The sequence below is a fragment of the Roseateles sp. P4_D2 genome (assembly GCF_056401875.1).
In genome coordinates, this window is record NZ_JBFUIM010000001.1 from 206,034 (window position 1) to 231,885 (window position 25,852).

20 protein-coding genes are annotated in these 25,852 nt (G+C 67.1%); 12 read left to right on the top strand and 8 right to left on the bottom strand.

Annotated features, from left to right (window positions below):
- Window positions 1–113: 113 nt before the first annotated feature.
- The 3 genes from AC1DW0_RS00900 to AC1DW0_RS00910 are packed head-to-tail and all read right to left on the bottom strand — an operon-like array spanning window position 114 to window position 1,874.
- A complete protein-coding gene (locus AC1DW0_RS00900) occupies window positions 114–827 on the bottom strand; it encodes a GGDEF domain-containing protein (RefSeq protein WP_056194974.1) in 714 nt (237 codons plus the stop codon).
- Entirely contained in the window at window positions 824–1,603 is a 780-nt protein-coding gene (locus AC1DW0_RS00905; protein ID WP_056194977.1) for a S1 family peptidase, read from the bottom strand. Before AC1DW0_RS00905 ends, AC1DW0_RS00900 begins: the two co-directional genes overlap by 4 nt.
- Window positions 1,604–1,628: 25 nt before the next feature.
- The gene (locus AC1DW0_RS00910) at window positions 1,629–1,874 is read right to left on the bottom strand and encodes a hypothetical protein (protein WP_056197143.1); all 246 of its coding nucleotides are present in this window, start codon (window positions 1,872–1,874) and stop codon (window positions 1,629–1,631) included.
- A gap of 451 nt (window positions 1,875–2,325) precedes the next feature.
- Between AC1DW0_RS00910 and AC1DW0_RS00915 the strand changes: the two genes are divergently transcribed.
- The 9 genes from AC1DW0_RS00915 to AC1DW0_RS00955 all read left to right on the top strand — a co-directional run bounded on the left by AC1DW0_RS00915 (window position 2,326) and on the right by AC1DW0_RS00955 (window position 12,487).
- Complete coding sequence (locus tag AC1DW0_RS00915; RefSeq protein ID WP_457356154.1) at window positions 2,326–3,828, top strand: DUF7125 family protein; 1,503 nt, start codon at window positions 2,326–2,328, stop codon at window positions 3,826–3,828.
- Window positions 3,806–5,377, top strand: a complete 1,572-nt coding sequence (locus AC1DW0_RS00920; RefSeq protein WP_457391632.1) for a hybrid sensor histidine kinase/response regulator — start codon at window positions 3,806–3,808, stop codon at window positions 5,375–5,377. Before AC1DW0_RS00915 ends, AC1DW0_RS00920 begins: the two co-directional genes overlap by 23 nt.
- Window positions 5,378–5,523: 146 nt before the next feature.
- Window positions 5,524–8,319: a M16 family metallopeptidase gene (locus AC1DW0_RS00925; RefSeq protein WP_477944505.1), complete on the top strand. Its 2,796-nt coding sequence runs from the start codon at window positions 5,524–5,526 to the stop codon at window positions 8,317–8,319.
- Window positions 8,320–8,390: 71 nt separating this feature from the next.
- Window positions 8,391–8,813 (top strand): VOC family protein, encoded by a 423-nt coding sequence (locus AC1DW0_RS00930; protein WP_056194989.1) that lies wholly within the window; start codon window positions 8,391–8,393, stop codon window positions 8,811–8,813.
- A 68-nt stretch (window positions 8,814–8,881) separates the two neighbouring features.
- Window positions 8,882–9,340 (top strand): hypothetical protein, encoded by a 459-nt coding sequence (locus tag AC1DW0_RS00935; protein WP_477944507.1) that lies wholly within the window; start codon window positions 8,882–8,884, stop codon window positions 9,338–9,340.
- A 140-nt stretch (window positions 9,341–9,480) separates the two neighbouring features.
- Window positions 9,481–9,921 (top strand): hypothetical protein, encoded by a 441-nt coding sequence (locus tag AC1DW0_RS00940; RefSeq protein ID WP_477944509.1) that lies wholly within the window; start codon window positions 9,481–9,483, stop codon window positions 9,919–9,921.
- Window positions 9,918–10,553, top strand: coding sequence for a glutathione S-transferase (locus AC1DW0_RS00945; protein ID WP_056194997.1), 636 nt, complete (start codon window positions 9,918–9,920; stop codon window positions 10,551–10,553). Before AC1DW0_RS00940 ends, AC1DW0_RS00945 begins: the two co-directional genes overlap by 4 nt.
- Complete coding sequence (locus tag AC1DW0_RS00950) at window positions 10,553–11,668, top strand: patatin-like phospholipase family protein (protein WP_477944511.1); 1,116 nt, start codon at window positions 10,553–10,555, stop codon at window positions 11,666–11,668. The genes AC1DW0_RS00945 and AC1DW0_RS00950 overlap by 1 nt, the downstream gene beginning before the upstream one ends.
- 201 nt (window positions 11,669–11,869) lie before the next feature.
- Complete coding sequence (locus AC1DW0_RS00955) at window positions 11,870–12,487, top strand: hypothetical protein (protein WP_457391625.1); 618 nt, start codon at window positions 11,870–11,872, stop codon at window positions 12,485–12,487.
- A gap of 31 nt (window positions 12,488–12,518) precedes the next feature.
- Here AC1DW0_RS00955 and AC1DW0_RS00960 read toward each other — a convergent pair whose 3' ends face one another.
- The 5 genes from AC1DW0_RS00960 to AC1DW0_RS00980 form a co-directional block, all read right to left on the bottom strand.
- Window positions 12,519–13,034 carry a DUF1697 domain-containing protein gene (locus AC1DW0_RS00960; protein ID WP_056195005.1) on the bottom strand — a complete coding sequence of 172 codons (516 nt, stop codon included), beginning with the start codon at window positions 13,032–13,034 and terminating at the stop codon, window positions 12,519–12,521.
- A gap of 10 nt (window positions 13,035–13,044) precedes the next feature.
- The gene (locus AC1DW0_RS00965) at window positions 13,045–15,033 is read right to left on the bottom strand and encodes a M3 family metallopeptidase (protein WP_477944513.1); all 1,989 of its coding nucleotides are present in this window, start codon (window positions 15,031–15,033) and stop codon (window positions 13,045–13,047) included.
- 1 nt (window position 15,034) lies between these two features.
- Window positions 15,035–15,892: a bifunctional methylenetetrahydrofolate dehydrogenase/methenyltetrahydrofolate cyclohydrolase FolD gene (gene folD / locus AC1DW0_RS00970; protein ID WP_477944515.1), complete on the bottom strand. Its 858-nt coding sequence runs from the start codon at window positions 15,890–15,892 to the stop codon at window positions 15,035–15,037.
- 166 nt (window positions 15,893–16,058) lie between these two features.
- On the bottom strand, window positions 16,059–16,682 hold the full coding sequence (locus AC1DW0_RS00975; RefSeq protein ID WP_056195018.1) for a response regulator transcription factor: 624 nt from the start codon (window positions 16,680–16,682) through the stop codon (window positions 16,059–16,061).
- Entirely contained in the window at window positions 16,679–19,270 is a 2,592-nt protein-coding gene (locus AC1DW0_RS00980; protein ID WP_457320874.1) for a PAS domain S-box protein, read from the bottom strand. The genes AC1DW0_RS00975 and AC1DW0_RS00980 overlap by 4 nt, the downstream gene beginning before the upstream one ends.
- 183 nt (window positions 19,271–19,453) lie before the next feature.
- On the opposite strand from AC1DW0_RS00980, the gene aceE reads away from it, so the two are divergent.
- From aceE to lpdA, 3 genes are all read left to right on the top strand, one after another.
- Window positions 19,454–22,162, top strand: coding sequence for a pyruvate dehydrogenase (acetyl-transferring), homodimeric type (gene aceE / locus AC1DW0_RS00985; RefSeq protein ID WP_056195024.1), 2,709 nt, complete (start codon window positions 19,454–19,456; stop codon window positions 22,160–22,162).
- A 123-nt stretch (window positions 22,163–22,285) separates the two neighbouring features.
- The gene (gene aceF, locus AC1DW0_RS00990) at window positions 22,286–23,944 is read left to right on the top strand and encodes a dihydrolipoyllysine-residue acetyltransferase (RefSeq protein WP_477944518.1); all 1,659 of its coding nucleotides are present in this window, start codon (window positions 22,286–22,288) and stop codon (window positions 23,942–23,944) included.
- A gap of 16 nt (window positions 23,945–23,960) precedes the next feature.
- On the top strand, window positions 23,961–25,760 hold the full coding sequence (gene lpdA / locus AC1DW0_RS00995) for a dihydrolipoyl dehydrogenase (RefSeq protein WP_477944520.1): 1,800 nt from the start codon (window positions 23,961–23,963) through the stop codon (window positions 25,758–25,760).
- Window positions 25,761–25,852: the final 92 nt, after the last annotated feature.

Below are 25,852 nucleotides of genomic sequence, written 5' to 3' on the forward strand. Positions count from 1 at the left end.
GGGTCACCTGCGCGCGTGCCATGCACTGTGATGCGATGGCGTCGGCTCGACATCCTCAGTACAGAGGACTGTTGCGACAGAAGCGGAAGTTCAGGTGGCGGGAACCGCCGTGGCTAGCGTGGGTGCGACGCGGTCCGCTTGATGCGGTACATGGCCTCGTCCGCCTTGCGCATCAGCACGCCGGGCGACTCGCCGTCGTCGGGGAAGACGCTGTAACCGATGCTGGCCGAGATGGACATGGGGTGGCCGGCGAGCATGCAGGGCTCGGCCAGTGCGCGAGCGATCTTGTCGGCCACTTGTGTGGCGTCCTCGCGCCGGGCCGCGGCGACCAGCACGACGAACTCGTCGCCGCCCATGCGGCAGACCGTGTCGCTGTCGCGAACCGTGGCCTGCAGCACGCGCGCCGCACGCTGCAGCAGCAGGTCACCGACGGCGTGGCCGAACTCGTCGTTGACCTGCTTGAAGCCGTCGATATCGAGGAAATAGATGATCAGGCGTTCACCATGCCGGCGCGCGAGGGCGATGTCGTGGCTCAGCCGGTCCCACAGCACCTCGCGATTCTTCAGCCCGGTCAGCGAGTCGGTCTGGGATGCCTTGACGGCAACTTCCAGCGCTGCATGGGCGGTCTCCACTTCCTGCGTCGCCAACTGGTTTTCCGCCTGCAGGCGCTTGTTCTCCAGGCGGGCGTCGTGAGCGGCCGACAGGCCTCGTTCGCTGCGGGCTTCGAGGATGGCGGCCTGCAGTTCCAGCAGCGTCGCCTCGGCGGCGGCGATCTGCCGCTCCAGCGCAACGAGCCGGCTTTGCGCGCCGTCGCTCCCTGAGCTCAAGGCGAGGCCTTTGCGGCCGGCTCGGGTTTGGATGGGGGTTCGCGGCGCGGCGAGGGGTCGGTCAGGGTCGCGAGGATGTCGGGATACCAGGCCGCATTCAGGCCCAGCGACTCGTCGGCCTCGAGGTCGCGGTTGCCGATGTCGAAGCGCGTCGAATGGATGCCCACCAGCAGCCAGGGCAGGGGCTTGCGGCCCGGCGCCCGCATGACGACCGGCGCGCCGCTGATGCCGCGATGAGTGCGCGCATCGGTCAGGAACCAGCCCTGGCCCTGGAAGCGCCAGCCATAGGGCGAAGCGATGGCGCCCTGGCGCACGACCGGGAGATGGTGCAGGTCATCGTGAAAGCCGAGCGGGAAGCCGGTGATCAGGATGGGCTGGCCCAGCGGCACGTCGTCGTCCGCGCCGGGCAGGCTCTCAAGCGTGAAGGCAGTGAGCTGGACCGTCTCGGGCAGGGCGCCCGCGTCGATCTCCAGCACCGCCACGTCGATGCCACCGGCATCGTCCCGGCCCTGGCGCCAATTGGCGCGGCCGTCACGGTAGAGCAGCACCGACAGCACGATGGCATCGGTCAGGTTGTCGGCGTCGGCATGCAGTTCGAGTTCGACGCGGTCGGGGTGGTGGTCGGCCTCTTCGTCGATGAAGACGTGCCGGCTGGTGACCAGGTAGAGGCGGGCGTCGCGCCGGAAGAAGAAGCCGCTGGCGCCGGTCAGCGCGCGCTTGCCGTCGAAGGTGCCGATGCGCGCAATGGCCAGCAGCAGGGGATCGGGTGCCGACATCGTGGGGCCGGGTGGGCGCCGCGCGTCAGTACGCCGGGCGCGGGGTGATGCGGTCCAGCTGCGAAGTCAGGTGCCTGCACATGTTCTCGCCCGTCGTCGTCAGGCGCAGTGAGCCGCCATGCCACTCGAGCCAGTGCAGGGCGACGTACTCCTCGATGGTTTTTTCGGCGATCTCGGCGGCGCGGCGGCGCTTGAGCAGGTCGACGGTGGCGAGCAAGCCATCGCGGAGCGCGTCACGTTTGGTATCGGGTGCAAGGGGGACCGGCTTCATCAGCATCTCCAGGGCGTGGGCATCGGGCGCCGTCGGTGCGAGCGGCGGCCCTGTCACGCAGGTCGTCAATGGGGGCGGGGCCGCGTTTGGCGCGCTCCGGGAAGGGGCGGGCCGCGGTGCCGGGAGGGGCGCCTCGAAGAGTCTTCGAGGAGTGGAAGTGGGGCTCGCCGCTGCAAGCAGATGACAACCAAAGCCGACGGCGGGAGCCGGCGAGCATGGGAACGCAGAAGTGATGCGTGGCGCCCGGTCTGCTAGGGCCGCCGCGGCAGTGAGCAGACGCGCGACAGCCGGGACAGTGTACGCCTGGGCACGATGCCCCTGACCCCCAGTTCGCACGCGCAAACCCGACCCGGACCCGACCCGGACCCGATCATTTGGCGGACATACACTGGCTTGTCACCTGTGCATGGCGGCCTGGCATGAGGCCGCATTTCCTGACTGGAGATTGGCGATGACTGGGAACAGATCGCGTTCCGCAAGCGGCGTGCCCGGCCTGGATGAAGTCCTGCATGGCGGGCTGATTGCCGGGCAGCTCTATTTGGTCGACGGCGAACCTGGCGCCGGCAAGACGACGCTGGCGCTGCAGTACCTGATGCAGGGCGTCCGCGAGGGCGAGCCCTGCCTGTACGTGACGCTGGGCGAGACGGCGGCCGAGTTGCGCGCCGGGGCGGCGTCGCATGGGTGGACGCTCGACGGCATCGAGGTCGTCGAACTGGTGGCTGGTGAAAGCGACCTGTTCGGCGACGCCGAGTTGACCATGTACCACCCGTCGGAGGTGGAGTTGAGCGAGACGACCAAGCGCGTGCTGGAGGCCGTCGAGCGCTGCAAGCCGCGCCGCATGGTGCTGGATTCGCTGTCGGAACTGCGCCTGCTGGCCCAGTCGTCGCTGCGTTACCGGCGCCAGATCCTGGCGCTGAAGCAGTTCTTCGTCGGCCGCGGCTGCACCGTGCTCTTCCTGGACGACCGTTCGAGCGACCGCGTCGACACCCAGTTGCACAGCATCGCGCACGGCGTCATTGCGCTGGAGCGCCATGTGCCCCCCTACGGGCCAGCACAGCGCCAGCTGCGCATCACCAAGTTCCGCGGCAGCGACTTCATCAGCGGCCAGCAGGACATCGTCATCCGGCAGGGCGGCCTGGAGGTGTTCCCGCGCCTGAAGCCCAGCCAGCATGGCTCGCCTTACCAGCGCGAAGTCGTGCCCAGCGGTATCGCGGCGCTGGACGAACTGCTTGGCGGCGGCACTGATCGCGGCACGGCGACGCTGCTGGTCGGCCCGGCGGGCTCGGGCAAGTCCACCATCGCCTCGCAATATGCCGTCATGGCGGCCAAGCGCGGCGGCCATGCCGTCATTTTCACCTTCGAGGAGGGCCGCACGCTGCTGCTGGACCGTCTGGCCAACTTGGGGTTGAGCGTCGAGGAGGGTGTTGGCCCCGGCAAGCTCCATGTGCGCCAGCTCGACGCTGCCGAGGTGCTGCCCAGCCAGTTCGCCAACCTCGTGCGCCGTTCCGTCGAAACCGATGGGGCCCGCGTCGTGGTCATCGACAGCCTGAACGGCTACCTGAACGCCATGCCCGAGGAGCGTGCGCTGGTCGTGCAGCTGCACGAGCTGCTGACCTACCTGAACAACCATGGCGTGGCGACCTTCGTCGTGGCGACACAGTCCGGCCTGATGGGCCCCAACATGCGCAGCCCGGTCGACATGAGCTATCTGGCCGATGCCGTCGTGCTGTTCAGGATGTACGAGCATGCCGGCGCGGTGCGCAAGGCCATCTCGGTCATCAAGAAGCGCAGCGGCCGGCATGAGGACACCATCCGCCAGCTGTGGTTCGACGGCCAGGGCGTGCACCTGGGGCCGCCGCTGGTGCATCTGCGCGGCGTGCTGGCGGGCGTTCCCGTCGAGTTGCCGTTCCAGCACGAGGGTGAGTCTGGCGATGATCGAACGGGACGACGCTGACCGCTCCTGCAGCGAGCGCGTCATCGTRCTGGCGCCGACGGCACGTGACGGCGACGTCACGCGCAGGCTGCTGGCCGAGGCGGGCATCGATGTCGCCGTCTGCCAGGGCTGGCGCCATGCCGAGGAGCTGATGCACGAGGGCGCCGGTGCATTGATGGTCACCGATGCCGCCTTTGCCGACGCGGGCTTCGCAGTGCTGCTGAACGTGCTGGAGCGCCAGCCCGCATGGTCCAACCTGCCCGTGGTGGCCCTGTGCCGCCACGGCCTGGAGGCGCCGGGGCTGCGCGAGGCAAGGCTGCGCAACCTCACGGTGCTGGACCGGCCGACGTCCACGCGCGTCATGGTCAGCGCGGTGCGAACGGCCCTGCGCGGGCGGCGCTGGCAGTACCAGATCCGCGACCAGATCGACTCGCTGCTGCGCGCGGACCACTCGCTGCGTCAGGCCGATCAGCGCAAGGACGAGTTCCTGGCCACGCTGGCCCACGAGCTGCGCAACCCGCTGGCACCCATCCGGACTGGCCTGCAGCTGCTGGGCGCCAACCCGCCGCAGGACGAGGCCCAGTACAAGGGTGTCACGGACATGATGGACCGGCAGATGAGCCATTTGCTGCGCCTCATCGACGACCTGCTCGAGGTGTCGCGCATCTCGACCGGCAAGCTCATCCTGCAGCGCGAGTCGCTGGACATGCGCCGCGTCGTTGAGATGGCGCTGGAGTCCTGCCAGCCGCTGATCGAACGGGGGGGGCACCAGCTCAGCGTCACGCTGCCGGACGAGGAGCTTTGGGTGGACGGCGACCTGACACGGCTGGCGCAGTCGCTGAGCAACCTGCTGAACAACGCGGCCAAGTACACGCCCGATGGCGGCCGCATCTGGGTCACGCTGGCTCGCGCCGGCGCGCAGGCCGTGCTGACCGTGCGCGACAGCGGCGTGGGCGTGCCGCAGGACATGATCGGGCGCGTCTTCGACATGTTTGCCCAGGTGAACCGGTCGCTGGAGCGCGCCCAGGGCGGGCTGGGCATCGGCCTGGCCCTGGTCAGGAGCCTGGTGACGCTGCACGGTGGCCAGGTCAGCGCGGTGAGCGCCGGGCCGGGCCTGGGCAGCACGTTCACCATCGAGCTGCCGCTGGCGGCCGAAGATTCCGCACCGGCGCCACTGCCAGCCAGCGAGCCCGAGCCAGCCCCGCCGGCGCGCATCCTGGTGGTGGACGACAACGACGATGCGGCCACGTCGCTGGCCATGCTGTTGTCGCTGTCGGGCCACGAGGTAGAGGTCGCGAACAGCGGCCCGGCCGCGTTGCAGACGGCAGCCAGCTTCCTGCCTCAGGCCGTCTTCTGCGACGTCGGCATGCCCGGCATGGATGGTCACGAGTTCGCGACCCGGTTGCGCCAGGACCCGCGCTTTGCGTCCACGCTGCTGGTGGCGCTGACGGGCTGGGGCTCGGAGGAAGACAAGAAGCGCTCGCGCGCCGCCGGCTTTGACGAGCACCTGACCAAGCCGGCCAGCGTGGATGCGGTTTCCGCCCTGTTGGCCCGTTTGCAGGCCGGTTGACGTGTTGTTGGGGAAGCGAGCGCGGACGCTCGGCCGGGGGCGTCACGTCTGCATTGGAATCTGACGAACCCTGACCGATGGCCGGGCCTGTAAAACCGCGCAGAATCCCCGCCAAGCCGAAGATGCGGCTGCCTGGAGAGAGACAGATGATGAGAGTGCTGGATGGGTGGATGCCGCGAGCCCTGGGCGTCGCCCTGATGAGCCTGGCCCTGGGGGCGGCGCAGGCCCAGCCTCAGCCGGTGCCCAAGGCCAAGCCCGCCGTGGCGGCGCATGCGGCCGGCGTTGCAACACCCGAAAAGGTGCGCGAGCTGGGCGGCATTGAGGAATACCGCCTGCCCAACGGCCTGCAGCTGCTGCTCTTCCCCGACGCGACGCAGACCACCACCACCGTCAACATCACCTACCGCGTCGGCAGCCGCCATGAGGCGCCCGGTGAATACGGCATGGCCCACCTGCTGGAGCACATGCTGTTCAAGGGCACCGAGAGGCAGAAGGACATCCCCGGCGCGATGGCGCTGCGCGGCGTCAAGTTCAACGGCACGACGACGGTGGACCGCACCAACTACTTCGCGAGCTTCAACGCGAATGCCGACACCCTGGCCTTCCTGCTCGACCTGGAAGCTGATCGCATGGTGAACAGCCGCGTCGCCAAGGTCGACCTGGACACCGAGATGAGCGTGGTGCGCAATGAGTTCGAGCGCGGCGAGAACCAGCCGTTTGCCGTGCTGAACCAGCGTGTCAATGCGGCAGCGTTTGCCTGGCATCCCTATGGCCACGCCACCATCGGCCCCAAGAGCGACATCGAGAATGTGCCGATCGAGAAGCTGCAGGCTTTCTACAAGCGCTATTACCGGCCCGACAACGCGACGCTACTGATCGCCGGCCAGTTCGACAAGGCCGCGACGCTGGCGCTGATCGCCAAGCACTTCGGTGCTACGCCCAAGCCCGCCGCGCCCATCCCGCAGCCCTACACGGTCGAGCCCGCCCAGGACGGCGAGCGCACCGTCGTCGTGCGCCGTGTCGGCGGCCAGCCCATCCTGCTGGCGGCCTATCACGTGCCGGCCATCACCCACCCCGACACGCCGGCGTTGGTCGTTTACGGCCTGTTGATGAGCCTGCAGCCCAGCGGCCAGCTCTACAAGCAACTGGTCGAGCCCAAGCTGGCGGTCGCCGCGGGTATTGGCGGCGCGGGCGGAGCGGAGCCAGGCACCGTGGGCGCCTACGCGGTGCTGCCGCCGGGAGCCGATGTCGACAAGATCGAAACCCTGCTGCTGGACCTTGCCGAGGGCCGTGCGGCCAAGCCCTTCGAGGAGAGCGAACTCGGGCGCGTGCGCGACATCGCCGTCAACAGCTACCGCCAGCAGATGAAGAACCCCGAGGCGCTGATCCAGCAGATCTCCGGGTTGATCGCTGCAGGCGACTGGCGGCTGCTCTTCCAGCTGATGGAAGACATTCCCAAGGTCACGCTGGCGGACGTCGAGCGCGTGCGCGCCGCCTATTTCAAGCCGGCCAATCGCACGCTGGGCCGTTACCTGCCGGTCAACGCCGTCGAGCGCGTGGACATCCCCGTCGCGCCGTCGCTGGCGCAGCGCCTGGCCGAACTCAAGGGCCCGCCCAAGGTGGAGGAGGGCGAACAGCTCGAGCCTGTGCCAGCGGTGCTGGAGACGCGCATGTCGCGCACGGCCTTGCCCAGCGGCATCGCACTGCACACGCTGAAGAAGCAGACGCGCGGCAACACCGTCGTGCTGCAGATGCAGCTGCGCTGGGGCGAACGCGACGCGACCTTCGCGCGCAACGGCACCGGCATGGTCGGCGCACTGATGGACGAGGGCAGTGCCGGCTATACCAAGCAGCAGTTGCAGGACGCGCTGATCAAGCTGCGTGCCAACCTCAACGTCACCAGCTATGACCAGGGCGCGAGCATCTTCATCAGCGCCGAGCGCGACACGCTGCTGCCGGCCCTGCGCGTGGCAGCCGATGCGCTGCGCAAGCCGCTGTTCCCTCAGGAGGCCTTCGACCGCGACATCAAGGCCAACATTGCCGGCATCGAGGCTTCGCGCCAGGAGCCCAGCGTGCTGCGCCAGGAAGCCACGCGTGGCCACTACAACAAGGCCCGCGGCGTCAGCCTGGGCCACCCCGACTATGTGATGGGCGTGGACGAGCGCATCGCCAACCTGAAGGCGACGACGCTGGACGAGGTGAAGCGCTTCTATGCCGACTACTGGAGCACCAACGACGCCCAGGTCAGCGTCGTGGGTGCGCTGCCGGATGGCCTGGGTGCCGAGATCGACAAGCTCTTCGGCGACTGGAAGAAGCCTGCCGCGCCCAAGTTCGTGCGCCACATTCCCCAGCACCTGGCCGTGCCGCCGGCACGCTTCGATGCCATTGCGCGCGACAAGGCCAATGCCATCGTGCGCCTGCATCAGACCCTGCCGCTGAACGCCGAGGAGCCCGACTACCCCGCGCTGGAGCTGGCCGTGCACATCTTCGGCGGCGGCGGGCTGGAGAGCCGGCTGTCCGAGCGCGTGCGCCAGAAGGAAGGGCTGACGTATGGCATCGGCGCCTCCTTGAACGCGGGCTACTGGGGCAATGCCGGGAGCTTCGCCATCCAGGCCAGCTATGCGCCGGACAAGCGCGAGCGCGTCATTGCCGTCGTGCAGGAGGAGGTGGCCCGCATGGCCAGGGATGGCGTCACGGCGGCCGAACTGGAGCGCGCCAAGAAGGACATCCTGGAAGGCCGCAAGCAGGGCCGCGCCGACCCCGGTGCCCTGGCCGGTGGCTTGACCAGCCTGGCCGAACGCGGCGAGACCTGGGCCGCGGCGCAAAAGCGCGACGATGCGCTGGCGGCCGTCAGCGTCGAGCAGGCCAATGCGGCCTGGCGAAGGCACATCGTGGCCGACAACTTTGTCATCTCGACGGCGGGAGACTTCAAAACGCCCTGACACAAGCTGCCGGCACCCTCCCGGCCGGCGGCGCTAGAGTCCTTCCTCTCTCTGAACTGAAGGAGACTCGCATGAAGATCGACCCCTACCTGTTCTTCAACGGCCGCTGCGAAGAGGCCATCGAGTTCTACAAGAAGGCCCTGGGCGCCAAGGTGGAGTTCCTGATGCGCAACTCCGAGAGCCCCGAGCCGCCGCCGCCGGGCACGCTGCCGGCTGGCTCGGAGAACAAGATCATGCATGCCTCGGTCCATATCGGCGGGGCCCTGGTCATGATGTCCGACGGCATGTGCGACGGCGACACGGCCTTCAAGGGCTTCTCGTTGTCGCTGGACTGCCCCGACGCCGATGCCGCGCGGGAGGCGTTTGCGGCTCTCGCCGAAGGTGGCCAGGTCAAGATGCCGCTGGCCAAGACCTTCTGGGCGCCGCTGTTCGGCATGGTCGATGACCGCTTCGGCGTGGGCTGGATGGTGGGCGTGTCGGACAATGCGGCGTAGTGACCACGCCAGTACAGCTCCCCGCACATCTCAAGGCCGACTGCTCGGCCTGCGTAGCGCTGTGCTGCGTGATTCCACCCTTCGATGCGAGCCAGGGCTTTGGCTTCGACAAGCCGGCCGAGACACCCTGCCACCACCTTTGCGCTGACCACCGCTGCGGCATCCACGATGAACTGGTGCCGCGCGGCTTTGAGGGCTGCGTGGCCTTTGACTGCCTGGGCGCGGGCCAGCGGCTGACGGCCTTGGCCACCGAACGCTTCGGCAGCGCCGACTGGCGCGCGCGGCCCGAGGTGGCGCGCTGGCTGTTCCAGGCCTATCCGCGCGTGCGTCAGACCCAGGAGTGGCTGGCCCGGCTGAGCCTGGCCGCGCTGCTGACCCAGCATGTGGCGCTGCAGGCCATGGCCACCGAGCTGGAGGCCGACGCGCAGCGCTGGCCGGACTGGACGGCGGCCGAGCAAGCCGGCTGGCAAGGCCGCGTACAGGCGGCGCTGGCGCCGTTGGCCGAAAATCGGCGTTCAAGGAGCTGATGCAATGTTTGGATTGATGGGCGGCTTTGGGGCTGCCGAAGGCCGGCTGCTGACTGAAACCGGTGCGACGAGTGACCATGCTTTCTGATTGGGTGGAGCCGCAGTGGCGCCGGCGCCGTGGCGTTCGCACCGTTCAAGTCGTGGCCGTGCTGGCTGCGTTGCTGGCGGTCTTGAGCCTGCTCGGCATGTTCAACCAGTTCGGCGCTTCCGACGGCGACGTGATCAAGACAGAACGGCAGTTGGTCGCGTCCGTCGACTTGCGCGTCGGCAATCCCGCCGGTGCGGCGGAGCGCGGTGAGGCCAAGGCACGTGCGGACATCAAGGCAGGCCTTCTGCAACTGCAGATATTCGGGCCCCCGAAGACCAAAGCTGAAGCGGCCAAGGCCCAGCGGCTGGAGAAACGCTACGGCGTCGACTGGGTCTACAAGGGCGAGGAGGGCTCGCTGCTCGCACTTGCCTTCGCTGACGGCTACAACGGCGTGATGCGAGCCGAGATTGAACGCCGTCACGGCGGCGAAGCCCTGGAGCAGCTGATGCGCGAGCATGGCGTTGCTTCTCCGAAGCAGAAGGAAGGCCCATGAAGCTCATCGGCATGCTGGACTCCCCCTATGTGCGCCGCGTCGCGATCTCGATGCGGCTGCTCGGCCTGCCCTTCGAGCATGCGGCCATCTCGGTGTTCCGCGGCTTCGACGCCTTCCGGCAGATCAACCCGGTCGTCAAGGCGCCGACGCTGATCTGCGATGACGACGTTGGCGGCAGCCTGCTGATGGATTCGACGCTGATGCTCGAGTACGTTCAGGCCCTGGCCGGCCGCAGCCTGCAATCGAGCGAGCCGGCCGAGCTGCTGCGCGAGCTGCGCCTCACCGGCCTGGCGCTGGCGGCCTGCGAGAAGACGGCCCAGATCGTCTACGAGCGCGGCCTGCGCCCGGCCGAGAAGCGGCATGAGCCCTGGATCGAGCGCGTCACTGGCCAGCTGCTGGCAGCCTATGGCGAGCTGGAGAAAGAACTGAGCCACCAGCCGCTGGATGCCAGCGAAGGCGGCATCCGCCAGGCGGGCATCACGGTCGGCGTCGCCTGGACCTTCACGCAGTTCCTGCTGCCCGAGGTGGTGGCAGCGGATGGTTTCCCACATCTCGTCGCGCATGCGGCGGCGACCGAGGCCCTGCCGGTCTTCCGCGCCATTCCCTGCGACGACGCGGTGCAACTCAGCTGATGGCTAAGCGCCCCTCGCAAACCGTCTACGTCTTCCAGGGTGGCGGCGCCCTGGGTGCCTACCAGGCCGGCTTCGTCGAGGCGCTGGAGGACGCCAGCCTGCCGCCTGACTGGTTGGTCGGCACCTCCATCGGCGCCATCAACGCGGCATTGATCGCCGGCAATGCGCCGGCCGAGCGCCTGAAGGCGCTGCGCACCTTCTGGGACCGCGTGACGCGGCCCGGCTTTGCGCCACATCTGCCGGCCAGCCCCTTCACGGCGATCTGGCAGCAAGGGCTGCAGACCTGGCAGACGCTGACGAGCGGCATCCCGGGCTTCTTCAAGCCGCGCGGCCCGCAGGCCTGGGACATGAACCGGCGTGCGCCGCTGACCGAGCTGGGCTTTTATGACACCGCGCCACTGGAGGAGACGCTGCGCGAGCTGGTGGACTTCGAGCGCATCGCCGCGGCCGAGACGCGGCTGACGCTGTGCGCCGTCAATGTGCGCACCGGCGGCCTGGCGCTGTTCGACAACCGTGACGGCCGCACCCGCATTGCCCCCGAGCATGTGATGGCCAGCGGCGCACTGCCGCCGGGCTTCGCACCGGTGCAGATCGGCAAGGACGCCTACTGGGACGGCGGCATCTACTCCAACACGCCGTTGGATGTCGTGCTCGACGACAGCGAGCGCCGCGACACCCTGTGCTTCATGGTCGACCTCTGGGACGCCAGCGAGGCAGCGCCCAGCACCATGGCCGGCGCACTGACGCGCTACAAGGACATCCAGTACGCCAGCCGCATCTTCGAACACCTGGACGACCACGAGCGCCTGCAGAACCTGCGCCGCGCGCTGCGCCTGGTGGGCCGCAAACTCGACGCCAAGACGGCGGCAGACCCGGCCATCAAGGAACTGTTGGCCCTGGGCTGCGACTCGCGCATCGACGTTGTCCACCTCGTCATGCAGGCCCTGCCCGGCGAGGACTCCTGGCGCGACATCGACTTCAGCGACGAGCGCCTGCGCGCGCGCTGGTCAGCTGGCCTGAAGGACGGGCGGCGCGTGCTGCAGCGCGCGGCCTGGCGCGAACCCATACGGGACCGTGTCGGCATGCGGGTACACACGCTGGACGGTGGGGCCTGAGCTGCCGCGTCTGGCATGACGGCGGGCCTGCAGCGGTGCTGAGGCTTCGGGTAATTGCCTGTCGATCTTTTTGACAATGAGCGAGGCGGCCGCCGCTAGCAGTTCCTCGCCCCTGCCGCTGTAGCCTTGTTTACAGAGCAAGGCGGCGCGCTGGTATGGATCCTGCTGCGTTGGGCTGTCCATAACTATGGGAGGTCGGACATGCGAATCAGCAAGACTCTGGTTGCCAAGGCAGCAACCGCGCTGGGGGCTTTGGTGTTGGCATCGACGGGGGCTCATGCAGCACCCGTGGTTGACCAGGCCAATGACGTGATTGGTACGGTCAGCTTCAACGGCGGCGCCCCGACCTTGACCTGGCAGCAAGGCGTGGTGGCGGGGCAGACGGGCCAGTTGACGGCGATCGAGGTGTATTTCAATGCAGCCAATCTGGGCGCGGGTATCCAGTTCTTCGTCAACCAGGGTGCGGGTTGGCAAAGCGATGCGAACGACTTCGACGCGGTGCTGAATGGCCTGGTTGCCGGATGGAATCTGATCGACGTGTCGTCTGCCGGTATTTCGCTGAGCGCTGGTGACCAGTTGGTCTTCGGCTTCAAGGGGCAGAGCCCCGGCAATTTCAGCCCGTCGTTCACGGGGACGAGCGGCGATGTCTATAGCCAAGGCCAGCTGTTCCTGAACGGTGCGGTGTATGCCGTCCCTGACTACGACGTCAACTTCCGCACCTATGTCGAAGCAGGGCGCCTGCCCGAGCCGGGTTCGGCTGCCCTGGTGGCGATCGCCTGTCTGGCCACTGGCCTGGCGCGGCGCCGCGCTCGCGCCTGACGAGCGCTTGTCTGGTCGCGCTGGCCGGCGATCAGCCGTTCGCCAGCGCGTTCAGCTTCTCGACCGTCGCCCAGTTGCGAGTCGTGCAGTCTTCGCCGAGATTTTTCAGCAGCGCAACGGCGGCCTTGCTTTCCAGGATGCCGTGGGCGCACCACAGATAGGCTGCGTGCTCGGTGACGACGAAGCGCTCGGCGCCCTGTGCTGTGATGGCAGCTGCGGCCTGCAGCGCGGCCGCATCGGTTGTCATCGCGACGAGCAGGCGGCTGGGGTCGTCTGCCTCGTCAATGCCATGCCCCGCCGCGATGGCGGCCCATTCGGCCGCCGTCTTCAGGATGACGGCGGCATCGACGCCCAGCTGCTCCCGCACGGCGGTGCGGATCTTGTCGGCGCTGAGCTTCTTCTTGACGTCGAAGACGGCATTGCCGCTGTTCAGCAGCGTCGAGACCTTGGTGGCGCCCAGCTCGGTGAGCAGGGCCTTGAGGTCGGCCATCGCGAGGCGCTTGGCCTTACCGACGTTGATGCCGCGCCACAGCGCCACGTAACGCATCAGAAGCCTTTCAGCTCATGCCCTGGTGACGCAGCAGCGCGTCGATCTTGGGCTCGCGGCCGCGGAAGGCCTTGAAGTTGTCGATGGCATCGCGCGCTCCGCCTTGCTCCAGCACTTCATTCAGGAAGCGCTTGCCGGTGGCGGCGTTGAACACGCCTTCCTCTTCGAACGCACTCCAGGCGTCGGCGCTGAGCAGCTCGGCCCACTTGTAGCTGTAATAGCCCGCCGCATAGCCGCCTGCGAAGACGTGGGAGAAGCTGTGCTGGAAGCGGTTGAAGGCCGGCGGGATCAGCACGGCGACCTCGGCGCGCACCTCGTCCAGCACCTTCTGCACGTCGGCCTCAGCGCCCGGCTCGCCATGCAGGCGCATGTCGAACAGCGCGAACTCGATCTGGCGCAGCGTCATCAGCCCGCTTTGGAAGTTCTTGGCCGCTGTCATCTTGTCGAAGAGATCGCGCGGCAACGGCTCGCCGCTGTCGACGTGGCCGCTCAACTGCTGCAGCACGTCCCATTCCCAGCAGAAGTTCTCCATGAACTGGCTGGGCAGTTCGACGGCGTCCCATTCGACACCGGAGATGCCGGAGACGCCGAGGTCGTTCACCTGCGTCAGCATGTGATGCAGGCCGTGGCCGAATTCGTGGAAGAGGGTGATGACGTCGTCGTGGGTCAGCAGCGCCGGCTTGTCGCCGACGGGGCTGGCGAAGTTGCAGGTCAGCAGCGCCACTGGCGTCTGCTGCTCACCCGTGGGCTTGAGCCAGCGGCTGCGCACCTCGTCCATCCAGGCGCCGGGGCGCTTGCCGTTGCGCGCGTAAAGGTCGAGATAGAACTGGGCGATGAGTTGGCCACCGCGGCGCATCTCGTAGAACTTGACGGTCTCGTGCCAGACCGACGCCGTGGCCTCGCTGATGGACACGTCGAACAGGCGCTCGATGATGGAGAACAGGCCCGGCACGACCTTGGTGGCCGTGAAGTACTGCTTCACCGTCTGGTCGCTGAAGGCGTAGCGGGCTTCCTTGAGCTTCTCGCTCCAGTAGGAGACGTCCCAGGATTCCAGCGGTTGCCCCTTGGAAAACTCGCGCAGCTCGGCCAGGTCCTTTTCGGCGAAGGGCCGGGCGCGCTTGGCGAGGTCGCGCAGGAAGGTCTTCACCTCCTCCGGCGTCGAGGCCATCTTGGGCGCCAGCGACACCTCGGCGAAGCTGGCATAGCCGAGCAACTGGGCCTCTTCCTGGCGCAGGGCCACGATCTCGCGCATGGCGGCGGTGTTGTCCCATTCCGGCTTGCTCGTCTCGCTGGCGCGGGTCACGTAGGCGCGGTAGAGCTTCTCGCGCAACTCGCGACTTTCCGCGTATTGCATGACGGGCAGGTAGACCGGGAAATGCAGCGTGAGCTTGTGGCCGCCGTCGTCGAGCTTGGTGGCATCCAGCACATCCTGCGGCACGCCGGCCAGTTCCTCGGCGCTGGCGATGTAGCTCCAGCCGTCGGTCGCGTCCAGCACATGCTCGCTGAACTGCTGCTGCAGTTCGGCGCTGCGCTCCTGGATCGCGGCATAGCGCTCGCGGGCCGCGCCCTGCAGTTCGGCGCCGGACAGCACGAAGTTGCGGATGGCGTGCTTGAGCACCTGCTGGCGCGGTGCGCTCAGCGTTGAACCTTGAGCGGCGACCACGGCCTTGTACTTGGCGAACAGCGCCTCGTTGGCGCCCATGGCCGTGCTGAACTCGGTGACGGCCGGCAGCATCGCGTTGTAGGCCTCGCGCAGTGCCGGCGTATCGGCGACGGCGTTCAGATGGCCCACGGCACCCCAGGCGGCGCCCAGGTGCTCGGTGCTGGTATCGAGGATGCGCGACAGCGCGTCGTAGTCGCCCGGCGTCTCGGGCTTGGTGGCCTCGTCCAGTGCAACCTGCGCGGCGGCAAGCAGTTGCTGGATGGCCGGCTGCACATGCTCGGGATGGATGGCCGCGAAGTCGGGCAGGGCGGCAGTGGAGAGCAGAGGATTTGTCATATCAAGCAGACTTGGCGACGCGTTCCGCAGATTCAAGCGTGTTGACCAGCAACATGGCAATGGTCATAGGACCCACGCCGCCGGGCACGGGCGTGATAAAGCCAGCCACTTCCTTGACGCCGTCGAAGTCCACGTCGCCGCAGAGCTTGCCCTCGTCGTTGCGGTTGATGCCCACGTCGATGACGACTGCACCCGGCTTGACCATGTCGGCGGTCAGCATGTTGCGCCGGCCGACCGCGGCGACGACGACGTCGGCCTGGCGGGTATGGTGGCCGATGTCCGGCGTGGCGCTGTGGCAGACGGTGACCGTGGCATGGGCCTGCAGCAGCAGCAGGGCCATGGGCTTGCCCACGGTGTTGCTGCGGCCGATGACGACGGCATGCTTGCCGCGCAGGTTGAAGCCGGTGCTCTCGATGAGCTTCATGCAGCCATAGGGCGTGCAGGGCCGAAAACCCGGCAGCTGGGTCATCAGCTCGCCGGCGCTCAGCGTCGAGTAACCGTCCACATCCTTGCTCGTCGCGATGGCTTCGATGACCTTGTGCGGGTCGATGTGCTTGGGCAGGGGCATCTGCACCAGGATGCCGTGGATGCTGGGGTCGTTGTTGAGCGCATCGATGCGGGCTAGCAGTTCGGCTTCGCTGAACGTCGCTTCGTACTTCTCCAGCACCGAATGCAGGCCGGCGTCGGCACAGGCCTTGACTTTGTTGCGCACGTAGACGTGGCTGGCCGGATCGTCGCCGACGATGACGACGGCCAGGCCGGGCTGCACACCCTTGGCGGTCAGCGCCGCCGCGCGGGTCGCGACTTCGGCGCGGATGGATTTGGAGAGGGCGAGGCCGTCGATCAGTTGGGCGGTCATGGCAGTGTGGGTCCGTTCAAAAACTGCAAAACAAAGCCACAGAGGCACAGAGACACAGAGAGAAACCTTGAATTTCTCTGTGTCTCTGTGCCTCTGTGGCCGTGTTCAAAATTCAGAAAGCAAAAAGCCGCTGAGAGTTCAGCGGCCTTCCGGTAGTCAGTGGAGGTCAGGCCTTCGCCGTGGCACCCAATGCGATCTTCAGCAGATCGGCCACGGTGTTGGCGTTGAGCTTTTCCATGATGTTGGCGCGGTGCGCCTCGACCGTCTTGATGCTGATGCCGAGGTCGTCGGCGATCTGCTTGTTCAGGCGGCCGGCGACGATGCGCTCCAGCACCTGCGCTTCGCGCGTCGTCAGGCGCGCCAGCAGGGCGTCGCGGCTGGCGGCTTCCTGGTGGCTGGAGAAGGCTTCGCGGGCCTGGTCGAGCATGCGCTCCACCAGGGCCAGCAGCTCTTCTTCCTTGAAGGGCTTCTCGATGAAGTCCATCGCGCCCTTCTTCATCGTCTGCACCGCCATGGGCACGTCGCCGTGGCCGGTGATGAAGACGATGGGCAGGGGGCTCTTGCGCTCGATGAGGCGGTCCTGGAGTTCCAGGCCGGTCATGCCATCCATGCGGATGTCGGCGATGAGGCAGGCAACCTCGCGGGGGTCGTAGCGGGCGAGGAAGGATTCGGCGGAATCAAAGCACTTGACCCGGTAATCCTTGCCTTCGAGAAGCCACTGCAGGGAGTCGCGGACCGCTTCGTCGTCATCGACAACGTAGACGTTGCCCTTCTTGGGGATCAAGCTCATGGTGCTGTGGGTTCTGTTCTCTGAGCGCTGCCGGGAGTGCCTGGTGAGGCTTCCTGACGCAGGTGTTCTGAGGTGATGGTGACCGGAATCGTGAATGCAAATCGGCAGCCGACGACCAAGGAGCCATTGTAGAGGTTCTCGGCTTTTATCCGGCCCTGGTGGGACTCGACGATAGACCGGCATAACCCTAAGCCGATGCCCAGGCCATCGGCCTTGGTCGAGAAGAAGGCCTCGTACATGCGCGACAGAACTTCATCGGGCAAACCCGGCCCCATGTCGGTGACCGAGAACTCGATCTGGCCGCCCAGCTCGGCGCTGTGCTTGGGGATGACGCGCAGCTCGATGTGGCGGCGCGACGTCGGGAGCGAGGCGTTGTCGATCGCTTCGGCGGCATTCTTCAGCAGGTTCATCAGCACCTGCTCGACGAGGATGGGGTCCACCATCAGCTGCGGCAGGCGCTGGGCGACATAGGTGTGGATGGCCACGTTGCGCCGGCGCAGCTCGATGCCGGCGAGCTCCACCGCGTCCTCGACGATATCGGCCGCGTTGGCCGGCTGGCGCTGCGGTTCGCTGCGCTTCACGAAGTTGCGGATGCGGTGAATGATCTGGCCGGCGCGCTCGGCCTGCTTGGCCGTCTTGGTCAGTGCCGCCATCAGCGCATCCTTGTCGATGCTGTCATTGCGCACACGGCTGACCATGCCGTTGCAGTAGTTGGTGATGGCGGTCAGCGGCTGGTTCAGCTCGTGGGCGACGCTGGAGGCCATCTCGCCCATGGTCATCAGCCGGCTCGTCACCTGGGCCTTGTCGGCCTGCAGCGCGGCCTGGGCCTCGGCGTGGCGGCGCATCGTGATGTCGGTGGCGATCAGCATCTGCGCCAGGCGGCCGTCGGTCCATTGCAGGTAGCGCGCGCGCACGTCAAACCACATGGCCAGGGACTCGACATAGACCTCGCGCGGGTCGGAGCCGGTTTCGGTCAGCGCCTCGGCGGGCAGGCCGGAATAGTCATCGACTTCGTCAGTGCCGTCGTCCAGGCCGCCGCGGCGGCTGGTCGTGCCCAGCAGATGGCCGCCGGCCAGCAGTGCGTGCCCGGCCGGGTCTGCGCCGAACCACAGTCGGTAGCTGCGGTTGGCGAACAGCAGCTCGGGCGGCTGCACAGACAGCACGGACACGGCGGCGTCCAGCCCTTCCAGCACGGTGGTGAAGCGTTCGTGCGAGGCCGAGAGCTGGTCGCGCACGCGCTTGGCCTCGGTGATGTTGGTCATCGAGGTCATCCAGCCGGTCTGCTTGCCCTTGGTGTCGACCAGCGGCGACACATAGACGCGGGCATCGAACTGGCTGCCGTCCTTGCGCTGGATCTTGACCTCCACTCCGCCCGACGGGCTGCGGCCCTGCAGCTCTTGCTGCAGCAGGCGGGCGTTCTCCTCGCGGCGGTCCACGGGCCAGAACGGGTAGGGTGGTGTGCGGCCGACGAGGTCGGCCTCCGAGAAGCCTGTCATCGCGCAGAAGGCCGGGTTCACGTAGGTGATGCGCGTGTCCATGTCCATGGCGCGCATGCCGGTCAGCATGGAGTTCTCCATGGCGCGGCGGAAGTTGGTTTCCAGCGTCAGCGCGTTCTGGATCTGCGTGCGCCGGCGCATGTGGCGCCAGGTGCCCAGCAGCATCCACACCGTCATGCCCGCCAGCGCCAGCACCAGCCAGAACAGTGCGTTGTTGATGAGGCCGATGGAAGTGCGCCAGCCCTGGCCGCGCAGCACCAGGCCATTGAGTGCCGGCGCCAGCGGCACGTCGTGCAGCAGCGAGGCGCGGCGCAGCACCTGGCCCGGCATGGGCGTGACGGTACTGCTGACGACCTGGTCGCGCGAATCCAGCACGGCGATGCTGTGGCGGGTGGCGACTTCGCTGGGCACGTAATAGCGCAGCAGCGATTCGACGGTGTACTCGGCGATCAGCACGCCGGCGAAGCCGCCGCGGTCGATCAGCGGGATGTGCAGCTGAAAGACGGTGACGCCGTTGGCATCGGCGAAGGGCGGCGAATAGACCGGCTGGCGGCGGTCCTTGGCGGCCTCGAAGGCGATCGCCGCGGCGTTGGACTGGTTGGCCATGGGCATGGACGGGTCGCCGCCGTCCGCCGACATCAGCCCGTCGGCCTGGAAGCCCGCCGCGCCGACGCTGCTGCGGCGCTCGCGCTTGGCGCTCAGCCAGGTTACGTGCGTCAGCTCGGGCCGCTCGCGCGCAAAAGCCTGGGCCTGGGCCGAGAACTCGTGCGCGTCGATCTGCCGTGTGACGACCTCGCGCGCGATGCGCACGAGCTGCTCCTGGTTCTCGATCAGGCGCAGGCGGATCTGCTGCTGGGCGATCTCTGTGTCGCGCTTGACCGACTCGGTCTCGCGTTCGATTTCTTCGTTGCGCAGGTACCAGAAGGCCGAAATGATGGCCGCCAGGAAGAGCAGCACGGAGATCAGCGGGCCCAGCGTGGCCAGGCGGTCCTGGCGTGACGGCGACTGCTTGAACCACCAGGTGGCGACCAGGCGGCGCATCGTGGCGAGCCAGCGTTGGCTGCGGTTGGGCGAGGCAGAGACAGGGGGCATGCGCAATTATCCGGGCCGATGCCGGCCTCGTTGATTTCATAATAAGAAATCACCTCGCACCATTTGGGAAAGTGCTCGAGCCTGTGAGACACTCCGCCCCGCTCGCGGGCCTGGGTCCGCACCTCGCACCTGTTAGAACTGCCACTTTCGCCCGCAGAGGCGGATTTATTAGGAGACACGGCCATGTCAGCCCAGCCGCAAGACTTTCTCGGCGCCGCCGCGAACGACCAAGATCCACAGGAAACCCGTGAGTGGCTGGATGCCCTTTCGGCCGTCATCGGCGAAGAAGGTGGCGACCGCGCCCACTTCCTGCTCGAGACCCTGATCGACCACGCCCGCCAGGCCGGCATCGAGGTGCCGTTCTCGGCCAACACGGCCTACGTCAACACCATCCCGCCCGACCAGGAAGAGCGCTTCCCCGGCAACATCGAGATCGAGGAACGCCTGCGCGCCTACATGCGCTGGAATGCCATGGCGATGGTGGTGCGGGCCAACAAGCACAACCCCGAGGACGGTGGCGACCTGGGCGGCCACATCAGCTCCTTCGCGTCGCTGGCCACCATGCTGGGCTGCGGCTTCAACCACTTCTGGCATGCCGACGACGGCGTGCATGGCGGCGACCTGCTCTACATCCAGGGCCACAGCGCCCCCGGCATCTATGCCCGCGCCTTCATGGAAGGCCGCATCACCGAAGAACAGCTGATCAACTTCCGCCAGGAAGTCGACGGCAAGGGCCTGTCCAGCTACCCGCATCCGAAGTTGATGCCGAACTTCTGGCAGTTCCCGACCGTCTCGATGGGCCTGGGGCCCTTGATGGCCATCTACCAGGCGCGCTTCCTGAAGTACCTGCACGCCCGCGGCATTGCCGACACGAGCAAGCGCAAGGTCTGGGTCTTCCTGGGCGACGGCGAGATGGACGAGCCGGAATCGCTGGGCGCGATTGGTCTCGCCGCGCGCGAGAAGCTGGACAACCTGATCTTCGTCGTCAACTGCAACCTGCAGCGCCTGGACGGCCCGGTGCGCGGCAACGGCAAGATCATTCAAGAACTTGAGGGCGAGTTCCGCGGCGCGGGCTGGAACGTCATCAAGCTGATCTGGGGTGGCTACTGGGACCCGCTGCTGGCGCGCGACAAGGACGAACTGCTGCGCAAGGTCATGATGGACACCGTCGACGGTGACTACCAGGCCATGAAGGCCAATGACGGCGCCTTCGTGCGCAAGAACTTCTTCGGCAAGCACCCCAAGCTGCTGGAACTCGTCTCCAAGATGAGCGACGAGGACATCTGGCGCCTGCAGCGCGGCGGCCACGACCCGCAGAAGGTCTACGCGGCCTATCACAAGGCCGTCAACACCGTCGGCCAGCCCACCGTGCTGCTCGTGAAGACCGTCAAGGGCTTCGGCATGGGCAAGATCGGTGAAGGTAAGAACACCGCCCACCAGACCAAGAAGCTGCAGGACGACGACATCCGCGCGATGCGCGACCGCTTCAACATCCCGGTGTCGGACGAAGACCTGCCCAAGATCCCGTTCTACCAACCGGCCGAAGGCTCGCAGGAACTGAAGTACCTGCACGAGCGCCGCAACGCGCTGGGCGGCTACCTGCCCAAGCGCCGCGCCAAAACCGACGAAAAACTGAACGTGCCCGACCTGGCCACCTTCCAGGCCGTGCTGGACCCGACGGCCGAAGGCCGCGAGATCTCGACGACCCAGGCCTATGTGCGCTTCCTGACGACGCTGCTGCGCGACAAGGAACTGGGCCCGCGCACGGTGCCCATCCTCGTTGACGAGGCACGTACCTTTGGCATGGAAGGCCTGTTCCGCCAGATCGGCATCTACAACCCCGCGGGCCAGCAGTACACGCCGGTCGACCGCGACCAGGTCATGTACTACCGCGAGGACAAGGCCGGCCAGGTGCTGCAGGAAGGCATCAACGAGGCCGGCGGCATGGCTTCGTGGATCGCCGCGGCGACGTCGTACTCGACGAACAACCGGGTGATGATCCCGTTCTACGTCTACTACTCGATGTTCGGCTTCCAGCGCATCGGCGACCTGGCCTGGGCTGCCGGCGACATGCAGGCCCGTGGCTTCCTGCTGGGCGGCACGTCCGGCCGCACGACGCTGAACGGCGAAGGACTGCAGCACGAGGACGGCCACAGCCACATCCTCGCCGGCACCATCCCGAACTGCGTGAGCTACGACCCGACCTTCGCCCACGAAGTCGCCGTCATCATGCAGCGTGGCCTCAAGCGCATGGTGGAAGACCAGGAAAACGTCTATTACTACATCACCCTGCTGAACGAGAACTACCCGATGCCAGGGCTCAAGGCGGGCACCGAGGAGCAGATCCTCAAGGGCATGTACCTGCTGGAAGAGGCGGATGCTTCCAAGCCGGTCAGCGTGAACCTGCTGGGCTCGGGCACCATCCTGCGCGAAAGCCAGGTCGCCAAGATGCTGCTGGAAGAAGAGTGGGGCGTGGGCGCCAATGTGTGGAGCTGCCCGAGCTTCAACGAGCTGGCCCGCGACGGCCAGAACGCCGAGCGCTGGAACCTGCTGCACCCCACCGAGCTGGCCTGCGTGCCCTTCGTGACCCAGCAGCTGGGCCACACCAAGGGCCCGGTCATCGCGTCGACCGACTACATGAAGAACTACGCCGAGCAGATCCGCGCCTTCATCCCCAAGGGCCGCTCTTACAAGGTGCTGGGCACGGACGGCTTCGGCCGCAGCGACTTCCGCTCCAAGCTGCGCGCGCATTTCGAGGTCAACCGCCACTACATCGTCGTCGCTGCGCTGAAGGCACTGGCCGATGACGGTGCGATCCCGGTCGAGCGCGTGGCCGAGGCGATTGCCAAGTACGGCATCGACGCCAACAAGATCAACCCGCTGTATGCATAGCCCACCCCCGAGGCGCTGACGCGCCTCCCCCTCGAGGGGGGCGCACCCAGTGGCCTGGCAAAGCCAGTTCCACGGGTGCCGCTTGGGAAGGCACTACATCCGCAAACATTGGAGATATGGGTTATGGCATTGGTTGAAGTCAAGGTTCCAGACATCGGCGATTTCGATGAAGTCGGCGTCATCGAGGTGCTCGTCAAGGTCGGCGACACCGTCAAGGTCGAGCAGAGCCTGATCACCGTCGAAAGCGACAAGGCGTCGATGGAGATCCCGTCGTCGCAGGCCGGCGTGGTCAAGGAGATCAAGGTCGCCGTGGGCGACAAGGTCAAGGAAGGCAGCGTGCTGGTGATGGTTGAAGCCGAGGGTGCTGCCGCGCCTGCGGCCGCTGCGCCGGCGCCTGCCGCTGCAGCCCCCGCCCCGGCGGCCGAGCCTGCCGCAGCACCCGCGCCGGCACCGGCGGCCCCTGCGCAAAGCAGCGGCCCGGTCACCATCGAAGTGCCGGACATCGGCGACTTCGACGAGGTGGCCGTCATCGAGCTGCTGGTGAAGGTCGGCGACACCGTCAAGGTCGAGCAGAGCCTCGTCACCGTCGAGAGCGACAAGGCGTCGATGGAGATCCCGTCGTCGCATGCCGGTGTGGTCGAGGAACTGCTCGTCAAGGTCGGCGACAAGGTCAAGAAGGGCTCGCCGCTGGCGCGCGTGGCCGCCACCGGTGGTGCGCCTGCGCCTGCCGCAGCGCCCGTAGCCGCGTCGGCGCCTGCTGCAGCAGCCCCGGCTGCTCCACCGGCGGAGACCAAGACCGTGCCGACGGCGGCGTTGCCGCCGCACGAGCCGGTTGCTCCGACTGGCAAGCTGCCCCACGCCTCGCCCAGCATCCGCAAGCTCGCCCGCGAGCTGGGCGTGCCGCTGGCCGAAGTGAAGGGCACGGGCGCCAAGGGCCGCATCGTCGAGAGCGACGTGCAGGGCTTCGTCAAGGCCGTCATGTCCGGTCAGCTCCAGACTGCCGCGCAGAAGGCCGCCGCGCCCGCAAGCGGTGGTGGCAGCGGTTCCGGCCTGAACGTGCTGGCCTGGCCCAAGGTCGACTTCGAGAAGTTCGGCCCCGTCGAGCGCAAGGAACTGTCCCGCATCAAGAAGATCTCGGGCGCCAACCTGCACCGCAACTGGGTCGTCATCCCCCACGTCACCAACCATGACGACGCGGACATCACCGATCTCGAAGCCTTCCGCGTCCAGCTGAACAAGGAGAACGAGAAGGCCGGCATCAAGGTCACGATGCTCGCCTTCATGATCAAGGCGGCCGTGGCGGCGCTGAAGAAGTTCCCAGAGTTCAACAGCTCGCTGGATGGCGACACGCTCGTCCTGAAGAACTACTTCCACATCGGCTTCGCGGCGGACACGCCCAACGGCCTGGTCGTGCCCGTCATCAAGGACGCCGACAAGAAGGGCATCTTCCAGATCACCCAGGAAATGGGCGATCTGGCCAAGAAGGCCCGCGACGGCAAGCTGGGCCCGGCCGACATGAGCGGCGGCTGCTTCTCGATTTCGTCGCTCGGCGGCATCGGCGGCAAGTACTTCACGCCCATCATCAACGCGCCCGAGGTGTCCATCATGGGCGTCTGCAAGAGCTCGATCGAACCCGTGTGGGACGGCAAGGCCTTCCAGCCGCGCCTGATCCTGCCGCTGTCGCTGAGCTGGGACCACCGCGTCATCGACGGCGCTGCGGCTGCGCGCTTCAACGTCTACTTTGCTTCGCTGCTCTCCGACTTCCGTCGGATCGCGCTCTAAGTCGGGAGCTGAACACATGGCAATCGTGGAAGTTCAAGTTCCGGACATTGGCGACTTCGACGAAGTCGGCGTCATCGAGGTGCTGGTGAAGGCCGGCGACACCGTCAAGGTCGAGCAGAGCCTCATCACCGTCGAGAGCGACAAGGCGTCGATGGAGATTCCGTCATCCGCTGCCGGCGTGGTGAAGGAGCTGCGCGTCAAGATCGGCGACAAGGTCAAGAAGGGTTCGGTCGTGCTGACGCTGGAGTCGACTGGAGCCGCGGCCCCCGCGCCGGCTCCCGCTGCGCCTGCACCAGCACCAGCACCCGTGGCTGCGGCACCGGCACCGGTCGCCGCGACCTACTCGGGCAGCGCCGACCAGGCCTTCGACCTCGTCGTCCTCGGCGGTGGCCCCGGCGGCTACTCGGCCGCCTTCCGCGCCGCCGACCTGGGCCTCAAGGTCGCCATCGTCGAGCGTTACGCCACTCTCGGCGGCGTCTGCCTGAACGTCGGCTGCATCCCGTCCAAGGCGCTGCTGCACGTCGCGGCGGTCATGGACGAGGTCAGCCACATGGCCGACCTCGGCGTGGCCTTCGGCGAGCCGGAAGTCGACATCGACAAGCTCCGCGCCCACAAGAACAAGGTGACAGGCAAGCTGACCGGCGGTCTCGCGGCGATGGCCAAGATGCGCAAGGTAACCGTGCTGCGCGGCGTCGGCTCGCTGATCGACGCGCAACATCTCAAGGTCGAAGCGACCGAAGGCGCCGTGGGCCAGGCCAAGACCGGCGCGGCCCAGACCGTGGCCTTCAAGCGCCTCATCATCGCGGCCGGTTCGCAGGCTGTGCGCCTGCCTTTCCTGCCTGACGACCCGCGCATCGTCGACTCGACCGGCGCGCTGGAGATGCAGGTCGAGGCCGAGAAGATGCTCATCGTCGGCGGCGGCATCATCGGCCTGGAAATGGGCACGGTGTACTCCACGCTGGGCTCACGCCTGGACGTCGTCGAAATGCTGCCCACGCTGATGACCGGCGCCGACCGCGACCTCGTCAAGGTCTGGCAGAAGTTCAACGCTCACCGTTTCGACAACATCATGTTGAACACGAAGACGGTCGGCGCCGAGGCCAAGCCCGATGGCATCTGGGTCACCTTCGAAGGCGAGGGTGCCCCGAAAGAGCCGCAGCGCTACGACCTGGTATTGCAAGCCGTGGGCCGCACGCCCAACGGCAAGAAGATCGGCGCCGAGAACGCGGGCGTCATCGTCGGTGACCGTGGCTTCATCCCGGTCGACGTGCAGATGCGCACCAATGTGCCCAGCGTCTTCGCCATCGGCGACATCGTCGGCCAGCCCATGCTGGCCCACAAGGCGGTGCACGAGGGCCATGTCGCGGCGGAAGTCATCGCTGGTGAGTTGCTGGGCGACGAGAAGCTCAAGAAGAGCCAGTTCGACGCCCGCGTGATCCCGAGCGTGGCCTACACCGACCCCGAGGTGGCCTGGGTGGGCATCACCGAGGACGAGGCGAAAGCCAAGGGCATCAAGGTCACCAAGGGCCTGTTCCCGTGGACGGCCTCGGGCCGCGCCATCGCCAATGGCCGCGACGAAGGCTTCACCAAGCTGCTCTTCGACGAGGAAAGCCACCGCATCATCGGTGGCGGCATCGTCGGCACGCATGCCGGCGACATGATCGGCGAGATCGCACTGGCCATCGAGATGGGCGCCGACGCGGTAGACATCGGCAAGACCATCCACCCGCACCCGACGCTGGGCGAGAGCCTGGGCATGGCCGCGGAAGTGGCGCACGGCTCCTGCACGGACGTGCCGCCGGTGCGCAAGAAATAGAGCAAGCCCCTCGCCCAGTCCCGCCCCGCTGTACGCGGGCGTGCCTGGTCGGTCCCCCGAGGGGACGGCGATGCTTGCGGCATCAAGCCGCA